Raw genomic sequence first — 15,060 nt, forward strand, 5'->3', positions numbered from 1 at the left:
GGCTGAAGGTAGTGCACGCGCGAACGGCCCCGGGGCGATTCGCCCAAGAATCCCGCGCCTTTTCGCCCGCGCCCGCGGCGGAACGGGCAGACAATCGAAGGATGACCTTCGAGACCCTCGCGCTGATCTGCGCGATCGGGTTGCTCGGCCCGCTGCTCGCGGTGCCGTCGACCTGGCGGATCCCGGTGGTCGTGGGCGAGCTGCTGGGTGGGCTCGCCGTCGGCGCGAGCGGCGCCGGGTGGCTCGACCCGGGCGACGAGACCTTCAGCTTCCTGGCCGAGCTGGGCTTCGCGATGACGATGTTCGTCGTCGGCACGCGGGTGCCGATCCCGGAGCACGGACTGAAGTCGGCGCTGGCCGTCGGAGCCGGACGCGCGGCGCTCGTGGGAGTGGCCGCCGCCGTCGGCGGGATCGTCCTGGCGGACGTGTTCGATGCGTCTCACCCGGCCGTCTTCGCCGTCCTGATGGCCTCCTCCTCGGCCGCGCTGGCGATGCCGGTACTCGAGGACGAGGGCTTCGAGGGGCCCCACCTCGTGCCGCTGCTGACGCAGATCGCGGTCGCCGACGTGGTGTGCATCCTCGTCCTGCCGCTGGCGATCGCGCCGGACCGAGCGGCCGAGGCGGCGCTGGGCTCGGTCATCGTCGTGGCGGCGGGCGTCGTGCTGTTCCTGGTCCTGCGTGCCCTCGAGGCCCGCGGGATCTGGGAGGCCGTGCACGAGGAGAGCAAGGAGCGACGGTTCGCCATCGAGCTGCGGATCAGCCTGATCGTGCTGACGGCGGTGGCCGCCCTCGCGGTCGCGACCCACGTGACGGTGATGCTCGCGGGATTCGTGTGCGGGCTGGCCATCGCGGCCGTCGGCCCACCGCGCCGGCTCGCTCGCCAACTGTTCGCCCTCGCCGACGGCTTCCTCGGCCCCGTGTTCTTCGTGTGGCTCGGCGCCTCGCTGGACCTGAGCGCCCTCGTCGACGAGCCCGGACTCATCGCGCTCGGCGTGTGCCTGGGCCTCGGCGCCATCGTGACCCACCTCGTCGTCCGACTGACCGGGCTGCCGGTCCCCCTGACCGTGCTCACCGCGGGGCAGGTCGGCGTGCCCGTCGCGGCCGCCACCATTGGCACCCAGACCGGCGAGCTCGAGGGAGGACTGCCCGCGGCTCTCATCCTCGGGGCGCTGATCACCGTCGCCGCGGTGTCCGTCGCGGCGCGCTTCCTGCCCGCGCCACCCACCGCGACCGGGGCGGAGAACGACGCGACGGGCAGACTGGACCCATGACCTCCCCGAGCGACTCCGCCGTCGCCGTCTACCTGGACTTCGACAACATCGTCATCTCGCGCTACGACCAGGTGCACGGCAAGCAGTCCTTCTGGCGTGACCGCGACGCCGGCTTCGACGAGGCCAGGCTCCAGGCCGCCGAGGTCGACGTCCACGCGATCCTCGACTACGCCTCCTCCTTCGGCCGGCTCGCCCTGACGCGGGCGTACGCCGACTGGTCGATGCCGTTCAACGTGCGCTACAAGAAGCAGCTGGTCGACCGCGCCATCGACCTCGTGCAGCTGTTCCCGGCCTCGGGCTCCAAGAACGGCGCCGACATCCGGCTGGCCGTCGACGCCCTCGAGGACATGGGCCGCATGCCGCAGGTCGGGACGGTCGTGCTGGCCGCCGGCGACTCCGACTACATCCCGCTGGCCCAGCGGCTGAAGCGCATGGGCCGCTACGTCGTGGCGGTGGGTGTGGCCGGAGCCACCAGCCGCTCCCTCGCCGCCGCGTGCGACGAGCTCCTCACGTACGACAACCTCCCGGGCCTGGCCGATCGCGGTGACGAGGCCGAGGTCGAGAAGGCCTCTCCCCCGCCGCGCAGGACGGCGAAGAAGTCCTCGCGCCGGTCGTCCGGGGGGAAGGCCGCCGCCGAGCCCGAGCAGGAGGCCGAGGTGTCGGAGTCCCCGGCGGACACCGCGCCCGTGCTGAAGCCCGTGTTCGTCCCCGCGGGCGGCGCGGTCGACGACGAGGATGACGAGCTCGCGCTGACCCGCCAGGCCACGCGGCTGCTGCTGCGCGCCCTGCGCCTGCTGGGCGAGAAGGACTCCGAGGACGAGTGGATCCACTCGGGCACGGTCAAGAGCCAGATGAAGCGGATGGACTCGTCCTTCAACGAGAAGGACCTCGGCTTCAAGACATTCACGGACTTCCTGAAGTCGCGGAACTCCGTCGTGGAGGTCGACGAGGCCAACCAGCGGCGCAAGGTGCGACTTCGTCCGGGGCACTGATTGGCCCGGCGGGGGTCCATGCACTAGGCTGGAGTCAGTTGCATGGCATGACTCGGCAGATTGATGGTCGAGCCTCGTTGAGGCTTTTCGGTTTTCTCTTTGGTTCGAAGTGACGCGTGACAACAAGACGTACGCGATTCACGAGTGCGCACAACCTCCCAAGGAGACAACATGGCTACCGGAACTGTGAAGTGGTTCAACTCTGAAAAGGGCTTCGGCTTCATCGCGCCCGACGACGGCGGCGAGGACCTGTTCGCGCACTTCAGCGAGATCCAGGGCTCGGGCTACCGTTCGCTCGAGGACAACCAGAAGGTCGAGTTCGAGGTGACGCAGGGCCAGAAGGGCCTGCAGGCCGCCAAGATCCGCGCGATCTGAGCTTTCGCAACGCGAGAACTCCACGGAAAGCCCCCGCTTCGGCGGGGGCTTTCCTCTTTCCCTGGCGCCGGACCCCGGTGGGCAGCGTTACCGATCTCCAGCGCCGAGGCGCTGTCCGTCGCGGCCGGCCTCGGCGCCGATGGCACGCAGCTGGTCCTCCAGCTCAGGAGAGTTGTGGTGGCTGAGGTGCACGGCCACCACTCGGGTCGCGTCGTCCACCAGCCCCTCCGCACGCAGTGCCGCCACCGACCGGGCGAAGGTCGTCAGGCCGAGGTGCCGTTGTCCCGCAAGGTCGAGCCGGTCGCCGAATGTCTGCTCCATCAGCACGACGTCGAGCCGCCGCTCGCCGATCAGCTCCAGAGCCCCCTCGGCCCACGGGCCGGTGTCGCAGGCGTACAACAGGGACCGCTCCGCGTCGATCCGGTAGAGCACCGCCTCGCCGAGCGCCTCGTGGGCCGCCGGGACGACCGTGATCCGGTACTCCCCCGCGGCGAACCCGTCGCCCGCCGTCACCTCGACGAGCCGCACCGCGGTCTGGTCGGGCGCGAGCCAGTCGCGGCACCGCTCGATCGCCGGCGCCGGTCCGTACACGGTCAGCGGCCGGTCGGTGACCCAGCCCCGGTGCAGCAGGAAGGCGGGATCGAGGTGGTCGGAGTGGGCGTGCGAGACGAGCACCGTGTGCACGTCGACGAGGTCGACTCCCGCGCGCAGGGCCTGGCGCGCGGCCTCCGGCCCCGGGTCGATCCACACCTGCCCGTCGAGCAGGACACTCGTGGGGGTCCGCAGCTCACCGCGCTCGCGCATCGTCGTGCACGAGTCGCACCGGCAGAACGGCGACGGCCACCCGTCGGCCGAGCCCGTCCCCATCAGCAGTACGTCCACGATGTCCGCGTCAGTCGTGCGCCGGCGCCTCGCCGCGCAGCCCCGGCGAGCACATGACCTTCTCGGGCGTGATCGCGATGACGACGCGACGCGGGTTCTCCTTGGGCTGGCGGTAGCGCTGGGCGTAGAGGTTCTCGGCCAGCGTGATCGACTCGCGGTCGCGCAGGATCTCGGCCGTGCCGGCGATGCTGAGCCACTGGGGTCCGGCCACCTGGGCCACCGTGGCGCGCGGGTCGCGCTCGACGTTGCGGACCTTCTGGCTGCCGTCCATCGTCGTGATCCGCACGACTCCCTCGTGCACCGTGAAGCCGACCGCGACCACGTGGATGCGGCCACCCGGTCCGATCGTCGACAGGGTCGCCAGGTGGCGGTCGGTCAGGAAGTCACCCTCGGGCAGCCAGACGTCGGTCATGGGCTCCATCATCGCGGGCCCGCCTCGGCCGCTCGGCCCGGGTGCCGGATCGTAGGCTGAAGGGCGTGTCGATCTCTCCCGTCTCCCCTGCCGCGACCTTGCCACTGCCTCACGGCCCCGCGTGGCGGAACCGCTGGACGCTGGCTCCCCTCACGAACAAGCAGAGCCACGTCGACGGGACCTTGTCCGACGACGAGTACGCGTGGCTGGTCGCGCGGGCGCACGGCGGATTCGGCCTCGTGATGACCTGCGCGGCGTACGTGTCGCCCGAGGGACAGGCCTGGAGGGGACAGCTCGGCATCAGCGACGACCGGCACGACGCGGGCCTGCGGCGACTGGCCGACGGGATCCGCGAGCTCGGGGCCGTCTCGTCGATCCAGCTGCACCACGGCGGGATGCGCGCCGACGCGACGGTGACGGGACGCCCCACGGTCGCACCGTGGGCCGATCCCGAGCGCGGAGTCGAGGCGCTCTCGACGAGCGACGTGCAGCGGGTGATCGACGACTTCGTGCGCGCGGCGGTGCGGGCCGAGGACGCCGGCTTCGACGGGGTGGAGATCCACGGCGCCCACGGCTACGTGCTGTGCCAGTTCCTCGACGCGCGCAAGAACCACCGCACCGACGGGTACGGCGGATCGCTCGACGGACGGAGCCGGCCGCTGCGCGAGGTGCTGAGTGGGATCCGCGCCGCGACCGGGCCCGACTTCCAGGTGGGCGTGCGCGTGTCGCCCGAGGGCTACGGGATCACGGTGGCCGACTCGCGCGCCCTGGTCGAGCAGCTGCTCGTCTCGGGTGACGCCGACTACGTCGACCTCTCGCTCTGGGACGTGGCCAAGGCGCCCCGCGAGCCCGACGTGGACGGCCTGCTGATCGACCAGTACCTCGACCTGCCGCGCCACGGCACCCGTCTCGGGGTCGCCGGGAAGATCCTCTCGGCGCAGGACGCCGACTGGTGCCTCGCGCGCGGAGCCGACTTCGTCACGGTGGGCACGGCCGCGATCATCCACCACGACCTGCCGCGGCTCGTGGCGCAGTCGCCGGACTTCGTGAGCGACCCGCAGCCGTTCAGCCGCGACCGCCTGCGGCAGGAGCACCTCAGCCCGACGTTCATCGACTACCTCGCCGAGGGCTGGGACGACTTCGTCGCCTGAGGGCCACACAACGCACTGAGGCCGCCCCCGATGGGGGCGGCCTCAGTCTGCATGACACTCACGAGGAGCAAGGGTGGAGCTGCCGGGAATCGAACCCGGGTCCTCTGGCGCTGAAACAGGTCTTCTCCGGGTGCAGTTCGTCTGACGCTTTTCTCAGCCCCGGTGCTCGGACGAACGCGTCACCGACAGGCTCAGTAGCGAAAAAGTCCCGATCTGGCCGCGCTACACGATCAGATCAGCAAGTCCTCTAGATGAGATGGACGATCCGGGACGAGGACGCTCCCGGGTCCACCCTCCGCAAGTCGCTGTCAGGCAGCGAGGGCGAAGTCAGTGCGCTTGGAATCGGCACTTATGGGTTTGCAACGAACGTTAAAGAGATGACGTTGCCTTCTCTACCCGCTTCTCCTGGATTCGAACGACCACAGTCGAAACCGATCAGCCCCTCTGAAATTGTCAATACACCCATACTAACCGCCCCACCGCGCGATTTGTTCCGTCTCGTTCACGAGGGGCCTAGCGTGGACCCGAGACATCCTCGAGGAGTGCCGATGGACGTGCTGGAGTTCGCCGATGCCGGTGCGTGGGACGACTGGCTGGAGCAGCACCACGCCACCGCGCCCGAGGCGTGGCTGAGGATCCGGCGCAAGAACGCCGACGTCGCCCTGCTGACCATCGGCGACGCACTCGACGGTGCCCTGTGCCACGGCTGGATCGACGGCCTGCGGCGGTCGCTCGACGCGGTCTCGTTCCTGCAGCGCTCCTCGCCGCGGCGGGCCCGGAGTCCGTGGTCGCAGGTGAACGTCGCCAAGGTCGAGGCGCTGGAAGCGGCCGGCCGGATGCGTCCGGGTGGCCTCGAGCAGGTGGCCGCGGCACGGGCGGACGGCCGGTGGGACGCGGCGTACGTGCGCCAGGCGGAGGCGCAGGTGCCACCCGACCTGGCCGCCGCGCTGACCGCGGCTCCCCTCGCGGCGGAGGCGTTCGAGGGACTGGGGCTCACCGCGCGCTACGCCATCGTGCTGCCGGTGCTCAAGGCCAGGACGCCCGCGGCACGGGCGCGCCTCGTCCAGCGGTCGGTCGCGCAGCTGTCCGCCCGCCCCGGCGACTGACCCTTCCGCCGGGTGGCGCAGACGGGGGTCGCGAGTGGCGGGCGGGTCAGGCCGAGCCGGTGCCGAACAGGTCGGCGCCGTTGTGCCAGAGGACGGCGCGCATCCAGTCGTCGCCGAGGCCGAGCCGGTCGAGGGCCTCGACCTGGTGGGCGTACGGGTACGGGATGTTCGGGAAGTCGCTGCCGAACACGATCTTGTCCTGCAGGGCCAGCAGGCGCTGCGGGTCGGCCGGCGGCGGGTCGGGGAAGAAGTCGACGAACGTCATGGTGGTGTCGAGGCGCACGTTCTCGAAGCGCTCGGCCAGGTCGCAGAACGCGTCGACCTCGGGCATCCCCAGGTGCGCGATCACCAGCGGCAGCCGCGGGAAGCGCTCCAGCACGGCGGCCACCCCTCGCGGACCCGTGTGGGGGCCGGGCATGGGACCCGATCCGGCGTGCAGGACCACCGGCACCTGTGCCTGCTCGATCGCCGCCCAGACCGGGTCGAGCAGCGGGTCGTCGGCGGCGAACTCCCCCACCTGCAGGTGGGCCTTGAACGCGCCGACACCCTCGGCGATCACCGCGGGCACGTACTCGGCCGCCTCGGGCTCGGGGAAGAAGGTGGCGGACCGCACCGAGTCAGGGACCCGCTCCGCGAAGCCCGCGAGCCAGTCGTTCATGAAGCCCGCGATGCCCGGCTTGTGCGCGTACGACAGCGCGGTGAACCGCTTCACGCCGAGCGCCCGCAGCGTCTCGACGCGCTCCTCGTCGCTGGTGCGGTAGTGGATCGGCCACGGCCGGCCGAGCTTCGGCCCGGCGGCGTCGAAGTACGCCCACACCTTCGCCAGCACCGGCGGGGCCATGAAGTGCACGTGCACGTCGACGATCCCCGGCACCCCCAGCCGCTCCAGGTACGCGGTGAGGTCGGCGTCCTGCCAGGTCATATGCCCTTGAGGCGGCGACCCACCTCGCGCTCGGCGTCGCGCGACGCCTGACGCTCGGCGATGGCGTGGCGCTTGTCGAACGACTTCTTGCCGCGGGCCAGCGCGATCTCGACCTTCGCCCGGCCGTCCTTGAAGTACAGGCTCAGCGGGATGATCGTGAGGCCCTTGGACTGCGTGCGGTGATCGATCTTCTCGATCTCGTGGCGGTTGAGCAGCATCTTGCGGCGGCGGCGGGTCTCGTGGTTGGTCCACGTGCCGTTGTCGTACTGCGGGATGTGCACCTGCAGCAGCCAAGCCTCGCCCCGGTCGATCTCACCGAAGCCGTCGACGAGCGAGGCACGGCCCTGGCGCAACGACTTCACCTCCGTGCCGGTCAGGACCAGACCGGCCTCGAAGGTGTCCTCGATGTGATAGTCGTGCCGCGCCTTCTTGTTCTGCGCGATCATCTTGCGACCGGTTTCCTTGGCCATCTGATCATTGTGTCAGGTGGGGCGAGTGTCAGGTCGGGGCGAGTGTCAGGTCAGCGCCGGTGACACGTCAGAACCAGTTCATCGGGTTCGTGGTCGAGCCATTGGCCAGCACCATGAAGTGCAGGTGGCACCCCGTGGAGTAGCCGGTGGTGCCCACGTAGCCGATGACCTCGCCACGCCTGACCTTCGAGCCGCTGCTGCGGGCGAACCGCGACAGGTGGTTGTAGGTCGTGATGACGCTCTTGCCACGCTTCACGCCGTTGTTGAGGATGACGCGGTTGCCGTAGGCGCTGTTGTAGTACTGCGACACGATCGTGCCGCCCGCGGGCGCGCGGATCGGGACACCGCAGCCCACGCCGAAGTCGGTCCCGTCGTGCAGCTTGTAGACGCCGGTGATCGGGTGGCGACGCATCCCGTAGGGCGAGGTGATCGGGCCGTTGACCGGGCGGCTCAGGGTGCCACCGGAGTCACCGGTGGTGCCGCCGCCGTTGTCACCGCCACCGCCGCCACCGCCGCCGCGGCGCTTCTTGCGGGCGCGCTCGGCGGCCTCGAGCTCCTTGCGGACGATCTCGGCCATCTGGCTCTCCAGGCGGAGGCGGTCGGCCTCGAGCTCCTGCTGGAGCCGCAGGTCCTCCGCGAGGGTGGCATCGGCGTTGCGCTTGGCGCCGGCGCGGGCCGACACGAGCTTCGCGACGGACGCGGCCTGGGCCTGGGCCTGGACCGTCAGTGCCTCCATCTGCACCACGACGGCCTCTGCCTGCTGCTTCTGGTCGGCGACCTGGTCGCGCAGGCGCTCGACCTGGTCGCGCTCGATGCCGAGCATGACCTCGGACGCGGCCAGCTCCTGCATGACCGCGACCTGGGCGTCGCCGATCGACGTCTTGGCGCTCATCTGCTCGGAGAACAGGCCGGGGTCGTTGCCGCGCAGCAGGTCACCGAAGGCCTTCAGCCCGGCGTCGCCGGCCATGACGGACTCCACGGCGAAGGACTCCACCGCTCCGCGCGACTGCTTGAGCTCGCGCTCGGCCTTCTCCAGGCGAGCTTCAGCGGCCGACAGCTGGGCCTCGGCCTTGTCGAGCTCGGCGCGCAGCCGGGCGTCCTCGGCCTGGGCGACCGCGAGCTTCCCGCGGGTCCGGCCGAGCTCGGACTCGGCGGCCGAAAGCTTCGTGTTGGCGTTGATGAGGGCGAGCTTCGCGTCACGCGCGGCCTTGGTGGACTCCTGGACCTCGTCCTTGGCGTCCTTCAGCTTCTTGTTGTTCTGGCGCTGCTCGCGCTTGATGTCGTCCTTCTCGCCGCCGAAGGTGGGCGCGCTGAAGCCGGCCACCAGCATGGCGCTGAGGGCGAGGGCGAGCAGCGGCTTGCGCAATCTCGTCATGTGCCTCGAATCCGGGGAAGTGTCCGTCAGGACGGAATCGTGCGATGTGACGCGAGTGACTCTACGCCTCAGGTTGAGAGTTTGGCGTGAGCCCGGGGCTCGCGCGTGTCACCGCGTCAGACGTCGAGGTACTTGCGCGTCATGACGAACGTGGGCACGAGCGCCAGCAGCAGGGCGAGGACCGTGGTCATGCCCATGACGAGGAAGGCGTCCTCCCAGCGGACCCACGTGGTGATCCTCCCGAGTGTGTCGCGCAGGTAGCCGTAGACGACGAAGTGCATGAACGCCGCCAGCCCGGCCGCCGCGAGGGCAGCAGAGATGAACGCCGCCACCAGCGACTCGAGCACGAACGGAGCCTGGATGTGCCAGCTCGAGGCGCCCACCAGGCGCATGATCCCGATCTCGCGGCGGCGGGCGAACGCCGTCATGCGGATCGTGTTCGAGACCTGCAGGATCGCCGCGATGATGAGCAGGCCGGCCGTGGCCAGCGCCGCCCACTGCATCTTGTCGAGCATCTCGAACAGCGGGCCCAGCAGGTCGCGCAGGGAGTTGACGTTGCCCACGCCGTCCATGCCCGAGACCTCGCTGACCACGCCGTCGAACTGCTGCGGGTCCTTCAGGGTGACGAAGTAGGACTCGGGGAACGAGTCGACGCCGAGGGTCTCCAGCTGCTTGCGGCCCGTGTCGGTCTGGCCGAGGAGCTCGCGCGCCTGGGCGTAGTTCTCCTGGGGGCTGCGGACCGTGTAGTCGCGGACCTCGGGGTTGTCGGTCAGCGCGGTCTGGACGGCCTGCTTCTGCTCGTCCGTGGCCGCGCCGCCGACGCACGTGGCCGCCGGGGAGTTCTTGGTGCACAGGTTGACCTGCAGCTGCAGCCGGTCGCCGAAGTACTGCTCGGTGCGCTCGGCCTGGGCCTGGATCAGCAGGCCGAGGGAGGCCAGCAGCAGCGACACGCTCATCGTGACGATCAGGGAGATCGTCATGGACGTGTTGCGGGTCAGGCTGGCGCGCAGCTCGTTGAGGATCGCTCGCATGGGTCTCAGTTCTCGTAGCCGTAGATGCCGCGGGCCTCGTCGCGCACGACGCGCCCCTCGTCGAGCTCGATGACGCGCTTGCGCATCTGGTCGACGATCGAGGAGTCGTGGGTGGCCATCAGGACCGTGGTGTCCTCGCGGTTGATCCGGTCGAGCAGCTTCATGATGCCGACACTGGTGCTGGGATCGAGGTTGCCGGTGGGCTCGTCGGCGATGAGGATCATCGGCCGGTTGACGTAGGCGCGCGCGATCGCGACACGCTGCTGCTCACCGCCGGACAGCTCGTCGGGACGGCGGTGACCCTTGCCGTCGAGGCCGACCAGGTCGAGCGTCTCGGGCACGAGCTTCTTGATCTCGTCGCGCGGCTTGCCGATGACCTCGAGGGCGTAGGCCACGTTCTCGAAGACGGTCTTGTTCGGCAGCAGGCGGAAGTCCTGGAACACCGTGCCGAGCTGGCGGCGCAGCTTGGGCACCTTCCAGCTGGACAGCTTGTTGATCTCCTTGCCCGCGACGTACACGTGGCCCGACGTGGGCCGCGCCTCACGCAGGATCAGGCGCAGGAAGGTCGACTTGCCCGAGCCGGACGCGCCGACGAGGAAGACGAACTCGCCCTTGGTGATCTCCAGGTCGAGTCGGTCGAGGGCTGCGCGCTTCTGGCCGGGGTAGGTCTTGGTGCCCTTGTCGAAGCGAATCCCCCGACCGAGTGTAGGTGTGGCACCTGAGGATTCGGGGACCCCGCCGCGCCGGTTCGCTGTGAAGGACGCCTCACCGGGCCGCCCCCGCCGAGCGGCGGGGCCGTGGCTCCGGCGGTTAGGGTGAAAGCCAGTCAGCACGCCGGGAGTTCAGATGAGTCTGCATGCGATCGAGGCCACCGCCTCGATGCTCGAGGCTCGTGGCACCGACCTCGACGACCTCGTCCGCGAGGCCGGCCGCGTCCGCGACGAAGGGCTCGCGAGGGCCGGTCGGCCGGGCGTCATCACGTGGTCGCGCAAGGTGTTCGTGCCGGTCACCACCCTGTGCCGCGACCGCTGCCACTACTGCGTCTTCGTCGACACCCCCGGCAAGCTCGAGCGCAAGGGCATCGCGCCGTACATGTCCGAGGAGCACGTGCTGGCCGTCGCCCACCAGGGCGCCGCGCTGGGCTGCAAGGAGGCGCTGCTGACCCTCGGCGACCGGCCCGAGGACCGCTGGGACGTCGCCCGCGAGTGGCTCGACGACCACGGCTTCGCCTCCACGCTGGAGTACATCGGGCACCTCGCCCGGCGGATCACCGCCGAGACCGGCCTGCTGGCGCACCTCAACCCCGGGGTGATGACGGCCGACGAGCTGCGCGCCCTGCGCCCCACCGCCCCGTCGATGGGCATGATGCTCGAGACCACCAGCCACCGGCTGTTCGCCGAGCCCGGGCAGGCGCACTTCGGCTCGCCCGACAAGGACCCCGCCCTGCGCCTGCAGGTGCTGGAGGATGCCGGACGCCAGCGGATCCCGTTCACCACGGGCCTGCTGGTGGGCATCGGCGAGACCCTGGAGGAGCGCTTCGACACGATCCTCGCGCTGCGCGGTCTGTCGGAGCGGCACGGCAACGTGCAGGAGGTGATCGTCCAGAACTTCCGCGCCAAGCCCGCCACCGCGATGCAGGGCGTCGCCGACGCCGAGACCGACGCCTACATCGCCGCCGTGGCCACCGCCCGGATCGTGCTCGGGCCCGACGCCCGCATCCAGGCGCCGCCGAACCTGTCCCACCCCGGCGAGCTCGCACGGCTCGTCGCGGCGGGCATCGACGACTGGGGCGGCGTCAGCCCGCTCACGGCCGACCACGTGAACCCCGAGCGCCCCTGGCCCCAGGTGGACCAGCTGGCCGAGCTCACTCGCGCCGCCGGCTACGAGCTGCGCGAGCGGCTCACGGTGCACCCGCACTACATCCGCGACCGCGACACCTGGATCGACCCGGCGCTCCACGCCCCCGTGCTCGCGCTCGCCGACGCCGACGGCATGGCGGCAGGGCGCGGCCCGGCACATTCTCGTGATCTCGATACACCCCCTCGTTCCTCGGGGGCACTCGATCGCCGCTCCCTGCTGGCGCGCGCCGCGAACGACCCGTCGGGGCTGAGCGACGACGAGTACGTCCGCCTCATGACCTCCACGGGCGGCGACCTCGACCGGCTCGCCGGCCTCGCCGACGAGCTGCGGCGCTCGGTGACCGGGGCCACCGTGTCGCTCGTGCAGAACCGCAACCTCGGGTCCGACCGGGTGACCGACCCCGACCTCGTGGCGCGGGTGGCCGCCGACGCGGTCGACCTCGGCGCCACCGAGCTGTGCATCCAGGGCACGGCGCCGGCCGACGCTCCCGCCGACGTCTACGAGCAGCTGCTGCGGGCCGCGCGCGCCGCCGCGCCGGGCCTGCACCTGCACACGTTCCGGCCCGCCGACGTCATCGACGGAGCGCGCCGCACCGGGCGCACCGTCACCGAGCAGTACGCCGCGCTCGCCGCGGCCGGGGCCGACACGGTGCCCGGCACAGGCGTCAAGGTGCTCGACGAGGCCCATCGCGCCCAGCACTTCGCTGCCGACCTCCCGGTCGACGAGTGGGAGCAGGCGATCCGCGCCGCCCACGGCCTGGGCCTGCACTCCACGTCGGTGCTGTTCTACGGACACGGCGAGACGCCGCTGCAGCGCGTGCGCCACTTGCGCCGCCTGCGGGAGATCCAGGCCGACACGGGCGGGTTCAACGAGCTCGTGCCGATGGCGTTCCCGGGCGGCGACCACTCCCCCGACCAGCACCGCGCCGTGCACGCCCTCGCCCGTCTCGTGCTGCACGGCAGCATCAGCCACGTGCAGGCCGCATGGACCCGTCTGGGCGTCGAGGGCGCCACCGAGGTGCTGCGCTCGGGCGCGGACGACCTCGGCGGCACGCTGTACGACGGACGCGTCGCGCCCGAGGCCGGCGTCGAGTACGGCCAGGAGCTCACCGTGCCGGCGGCGGAGCGCATCGCCCGCAGCCTCGGACGTCAGCTGCGGCTGCGCACCACGACGTACGGCGTGGCGTCATGACGCGCGTGCGCGTCGCGGTCGTCGGCGCGGGCTTCGCCGGGGTCGCGATGGCCCGCCGGCTCGCGGCGGCGGGTGAGTCCTTCGTCGTGCTCGAGCGACGACCCGGGATCGGCGGCACGTGGCACGACAACCGCTACCCGGGCGTGGCCTGCGACGTCCCCGCGCACCTCTACGGCTACTCCGACATCGCCCATCCGGGCTTCAGCCGCGTCTTCGCCCCGGGCGCCGAGATTCGCGAGTACCTCGAGGAGGCCGCCGCCCCCGTCGGTGACCGCATCATGCTGTCCACTCGCCTGGAGTCCGCCGCGTGGGACGGCGAGGGCTGGCGGCTCACCACCTCACGCGGCCCGGTGCAGGCCGAGGTCCTGGTCATGGCGGCGGGCCGGCTCACCGAGCCGCGGCTGCCCGAGGTGCCGGGAGCGTTCGACGGGCCGATCGTCCACACCGCCCGCTGGGACGACGACCTCGACCTCGAGGGCAAGCGGGTCGCCGTCGTCGGCACCGGCGCCTCGGGCATCCAGGTGATCCCGGAGCTGGCCCGGCAGGCCGAGTCCGTGGTGGTGCTCCAGCGCAGCGCGCCCTACATCCTGCCCAAGGGCGACCGGGCCTACGCCGACGCCGAGATCGCACTGTTCGAGCAGCAGCCCGAACGACTCGCCGACCTGCGCGGCGATCTCATGCGCGAGACCGAGGAGGTCTTCGATCAGCGCGCCGGCGACGGTCGCGCGCAGGCCCGCGCCCGCGCGCTCGACCACCTCGCCGGCCAGGTCCCCGACCCGGTCCTGCGCGACGCGCTGACGCCCGACCACGAGTTCGGCTGCAAGCGCGTCCTGTTCAGCGACGACTACTTCACCACCCTGCGGCTGCCCCACGTGAGGCTCGTCCCGAGCGCGCTCACCGCCTACGAGCCCGGCGCGGTCGTGGCGGCCGACGGGTCGCGCCACGATGTCGACGTGGTCGTGGCGGCCACCGGCTTCCACTCCACGCGCCAGCCCTACGCCGAGCTCGTCACGGGGCGCGACGGGATCTCGCTCGACCAGTACTGGTCCCAGGGCATGCGCGCGTACGCGTCCACCGTGGTGCACGGCTTCCCGAACCTGTTCGTCCTCGACGGCCCGAACGCGACGCTCGCCCACAACTCGGCCGTGCTGATGATCGAGGCGCAGGCCGACTACGCCGCCTCCGCGCTCCCCTGGACCAGCCACGGCCCGCTGGAGGTCTCGGTCGACGCCGAGCAGGACTACATCGATGAGATCCAGGAGCGCAGCGGCGTGTGGACCTCGGGCTGCAGCAACTGGTACGTCGACGAGCGCTCCGGGCGGCAGGTGCTGCTGTGGCCCGGCAAGGCGCAGGAGTTCCGCGACCGGTTCGGTTGGTTCGATCCCGCACCCTTCGGAATGGCCCACCAGGAGCCCTCGGAGTCCGCCGGTGCGTGACCGGCGTCGCCGGGCCTGGACCGTCGTCGTCCCGGTCAAGCCCGCCCACCTGGGCAAGTCGCGCCTCGACCTGCCGGGCGTCGACCGGATCGCCCTGGCGCGCGCCATCGCGCTCGACACGATCGAGGCGGCCGCGGCGGTGGCCCGCGTCGTGGTGGTCACCGCCGATCCCCACCTCGGGGCGCCCGACGTGGAGGTCGTGCTGGAGCCCGAGCCGCGGGGCATCGCCGCCGCGATCTCCGACGGGCTCCACGTCGCGCCGGCCGGCCATCGCGCCGTGCTGCTCGGGGACCTGCCCGGCCTGAGGCCCGGCGACCTCGCGGAGGCGCTCGAGCTGGCCGAGGACACCCGGCTCGGGGCCGTGCCCGACGAGGAGCGTCAGGGCACCACTTTGGTCACGGCACGCGAGGGCGACCTGCCCTCGGCATTCGGGCCGGGATCGTGGCAGCTCCACCGGGCGGCCGGCTTCGTCGAGCTGCCCGTGCCGGTGTCGTCCACGCTGCGTCGCGACGTCGACCACGCCGACCACCTCGTCGGCACGCTCGGTCCGCGCACGACGGCCGTGCTCGGCCGCGTGCTGTGACGC

15 protein-coding genes and 1 other RNA gene are annotated in these 15,060 nt (G+C 71.3%); 8 read left to right on the top strand and 8 right to left on the bottom strand.

The genetic code is table 11. From position 1 onward, the window contains the following. Positions 1-101: 101 nt before the first annotated feature. The 3 genes from H1W00_RS00135 (at position 102) to H1W00_RS00145 (ending at position 2,638) form a co-directional block, all read left to right on the top strand. On the top strand, positions 102-1,271 hold the full coding sequence (locus H1W00_RS00135; RefSeq protein ID WP_181752540.1) for a cation:proton antiporter: 1,170 nt from the start codon (positions 102-104) through the stop codon (positions 1,269-1,271). After that, positions 1,268-2,263, top strand: coding sequence for an NYN domain-containing protein (locus H1W00_RS00140; RefSeq protein ID WP_181752542.1), 996 nt, complete (start codon positions 1,268-1,270; stop codon positions 2,261-2,263). Before H1W00_RS00135 ends, H1W00_RS00140 begins: the two co-directional genes overlap by 4 nt. A 171-nt stretch (positions 2,264-2,434) precedes the next feature. After that, the gene (locus H1W00_RS00145) at positions 2,435-2,638 is read left to right on the top strand and encodes a cold-shock protein (protein ID WP_078700207.1); all 204 of its coding nucleotides are present in this window, start codon (positions 2,435-2,437) and stop codon (positions 2,636-2,638) included. Between the two features lie 87 nt (positions 2,639-2,725). On the opposite strand, the gene H1W00_RS00150 is transcribed toward H1W00_RS00145, so the two are convergent. Both H1W00_RS00150 and H1W00_RS00155 read right to left on the bottom strand, forming a co-directional pair. Further along, the gene (locus tag H1W00_RS00150) at positions 2,726-3,520 is read right to left on the bottom strand and encodes an MBL fold metallo-hydrolase (RefSeq protein ID WP_181752544.1); all 795 of its coding nucleotides are present in this window, start codon (positions 3,518-3,520) and stop codon (positions 2,726-2,728) included. 10 nt (positions 3,521-3,530) lie between these two features. Continuing rightward, positions 3,531-3,932 (bottom strand): pyridoxamine 5'-phosphate oxidase family protein, encoded by a 402-nt coding sequence (locus H1W00_RS00155; RefSeq protein WP_206679938.1) that lies wholly within the window; start codon positions 3,930-3,932, stop codon positions 3,531-3,533. A gap of 65 nt (positions 3,933-3,997) precedes the next feature. Here H1W00_RS00155 and H1W00_RS00160 point away from each other — a divergent pair, with 65 nt between their 5' ends. After that, entirely contained in the window at positions 3,998-5,083 is a 1,086-nt protein-coding gene (locus tag H1W00_RS00160; RefSeq protein ID WP_338072781.1) for an NADH:flavin oxidoreductase, read from the top strand. Positions 5,084-5,154: 71 nt separating this feature from the next. On the opposite strand, the gene ssrA is transcribed toward H1W00_RS00160, so the two are convergent. Further along, positions 5,155-5,526, bottom strand: a transfer-messenger RNA (tmRNA) gene (gene ssrA / locus H1W00_RS00165). A 105-nt stretch (positions 5,527-5,631) separates the two neighbouring features. Here ssrA and H1W00_RS00170 point away from each other — a divergent pair. Beyond that, positions 5,632-6,189, top strand: coding sequence for a YdeI/OmpD-associated family protein (locus H1W00_RS00170; protein ID WP_181752546.1), 558 nt, complete (start codon positions 5,632-5,634; stop codon positions 6,187-6,189). Positions 6,190-6,235: 46 nt separating this feature from the next. Here the strand turns inward: H1W00_RS00170 and H1W00_RS00175 are convergent, their stop codons facing one another. From H1W00_RS00175 to ftsE, 5 genes are all read right to left on the bottom strand, one after another. Next, positions 6,236-7,111 (bottom strand): amidohydrolase family protein, encoded by an 876-nt coding sequence (locus tag H1W00_RS00175; protein WP_181752548.1) that lies wholly within the window; start codon positions 7,109-7,111, stop codon positions 6,236-6,238. Continuing rightward, complete coding sequence (gene smpB / locus H1W00_RS00180) at positions 7,108-7,581, bottom strand: SsrA-binding protein SmpB (RefSeq protein WP_181752550.1); 474 nt, start codon at positions 7,579-7,581, stop codon at positions 7,108-7,110. Before smpB ends, H1W00_RS00175 begins: the two co-directional genes overlap by 4 nt. 67 nt (positions 7,582-7,648) lie before the next feature. Continuing rightward, positions 7,649-8,956 (bottom strand): M23 family metallopeptidase, encoded by a 1,308-nt coding sequence (locus H1W00_RS16675; protein ID WP_181752552.1) that lies wholly within the window; start codon positions 8,954-8,956, stop codon positions 7,649-7,651. 116 nt (positions 8,957-9,072) lie between these two features. After that, complete coding sequence (gene ftsX / locus H1W00_RS00190) at positions 9,073-9,987, bottom strand: permease-like cell division protein FtsX (RefSeq protein ID WP_181752554.1); 915 nt, start codon at positions 9,985-9,987, stop codon at positions 9,073-9,075. Positions 9,988-9,992: 5 nt separating this feature from the next. Next, positions 9,993-10,679: a cell division ATP-binding protein FtsE gene (ftsE, locus tag H1W00_RS00195; RefSeq protein ID WP_181756104.1), complete on the bottom strand. Its 687-nt coding sequence runs from the start codon at positions 10,677-10,679 to the stop codon at positions 9,993-9,995. 154 nt (positions 10,680-10,833) lie between these two features. On the opposite strand from ftsE, the gene cofG reads away from it, so the two are divergent. From cofG to H1W00_RS00210, 3 genes are read left to right on the top strand one after another with little or no spacing between them, the layout of a single operon-like run. Then, entirely contained in the window at positions 10,834-13,038 is a 2,205-nt protein-coding gene (gene cofG / locus H1W00_RS00200; protein ID WP_181752556.1) for a 7,8-didemethyl-8-hydroxy-5-deazariboflavin synthase CofG, read from the top strand. Beyond that, positions 13,035-14,474: a flavin-containing monooxygenase gene (locus tag H1W00_RS00205; RefSeq protein ID WP_181752558.1), complete on the top strand. Its 1,440-nt coding sequence runs from the start codon at positions 13,035-13,037 to the stop codon at positions 14,472-14,474. The genes cofG and H1W00_RS00205 overlap by 4 nt, the downstream gene beginning before the upstream one ends. After that, positions 14,467-15,057, top strand: a complete 591-nt coding sequence (locus H1W00_RS00210; RefSeq protein ID WP_181752560.1) for an NTP transferase domain-containing protein — start codon at positions 14,467-14,469, stop codon at positions 15,055-15,057. Before H1W00_RS00205 ends, H1W00_RS00210 begins: the two co-directional genes overlap by 8 nt. Positions 15,058-15,060 lie beyond the last annotated feature (3 nt).

It is taken from the genome of Aeromicrobium phoceense (assembly GCF_013868155.1).
Lineage (GTDB): Bacteria > Actinomycetota > Actinomycetes > Propionibacteriales > Nocardioidaceae > Aeromicrobium > Aeromicrobium phoceense.

Excerpts from the sequence above, each read along its gene's own strand:
- smpB (WP_181752550.1), bottom strand. The coding sequence starts at position 7,581 with ATGGCCAAGGAAACCGGTCGCAAGATGATCGCGCAGAACAAGAAGGCG.
- H1W00_RS00135 (WP_181752540.1), top strand. The coding sequence starts at position 102 with ATGACCTTCGAGACCCTCGCGCTGATCTGCGCGATCGGGTTGCTCGGC.
- H1W00_RS00140 (WP_181752542.1), top strand. The coding sequence starts at position 1,268 with ATGACCTCCCCGAGCGACTCCGCCGTCGCCGTCTACCTGGACTTCGAC.
- H1W00_RS00175 (WP_181752548.1), bottom strand. The coding sequence starts at position 7,111 with ATGACCTGGCAGGACGCCGACCTCACCGCGTACCTGGAGCGGCTGGGG.
- H1W00_RS00205 (WP_181752558.1), top strand. The coding sequence starts at position 13,035 with ATGACGCGCGTGCGCGTCGCGGTCGTCGGCGCGGGCTTCGCCGGGGTC.
- H1W00_RS16675 (WP_181752552.1), bottom strand. The coding sequence starts at position 8,956 with ATGACGAGATTGCGCAAGCCGCTGCTCGCCCTCGCCCTCAGCGCCATG.
- ftsX (WP_181752554.1), bottom strand. The coding sequence starts at position 9,987 with ATGCGAGCGATCCTCAACGAGCTGCGCGCCAGCCTGACCCGCAACACG.
- H1W00_RS00145 (WP_078700207.1), top strand. The coding sequence starts at position 2,435 with ATGGCTACCGGAACTGTGAAGTGGTTCAACTCTGAAAAGGGCTTCGGC.
- H1W00_RS00155 (WP_206679938.1), bottom strand. The coding sequence starts at position 3,932 with ATGACCGACGTCTGGCTGCCCGAGGGTGACTTCCTGACCGACCGCCAC.
- H1W00_RS00170 (WP_181752546.1), top strand. The coding sequence starts at position 5,632 with ATGGACGTGCTGGAGTTCGCCGATGCCGGTGCGTGGGACGACTGGCTG.
- cofG (WP_181752556.1), top strand. The coding sequence starts at position 10,834 with ATGAGTCTGCATGCGATCGAGGCCACCGCCTCGATGCTCGAGGCTCGT.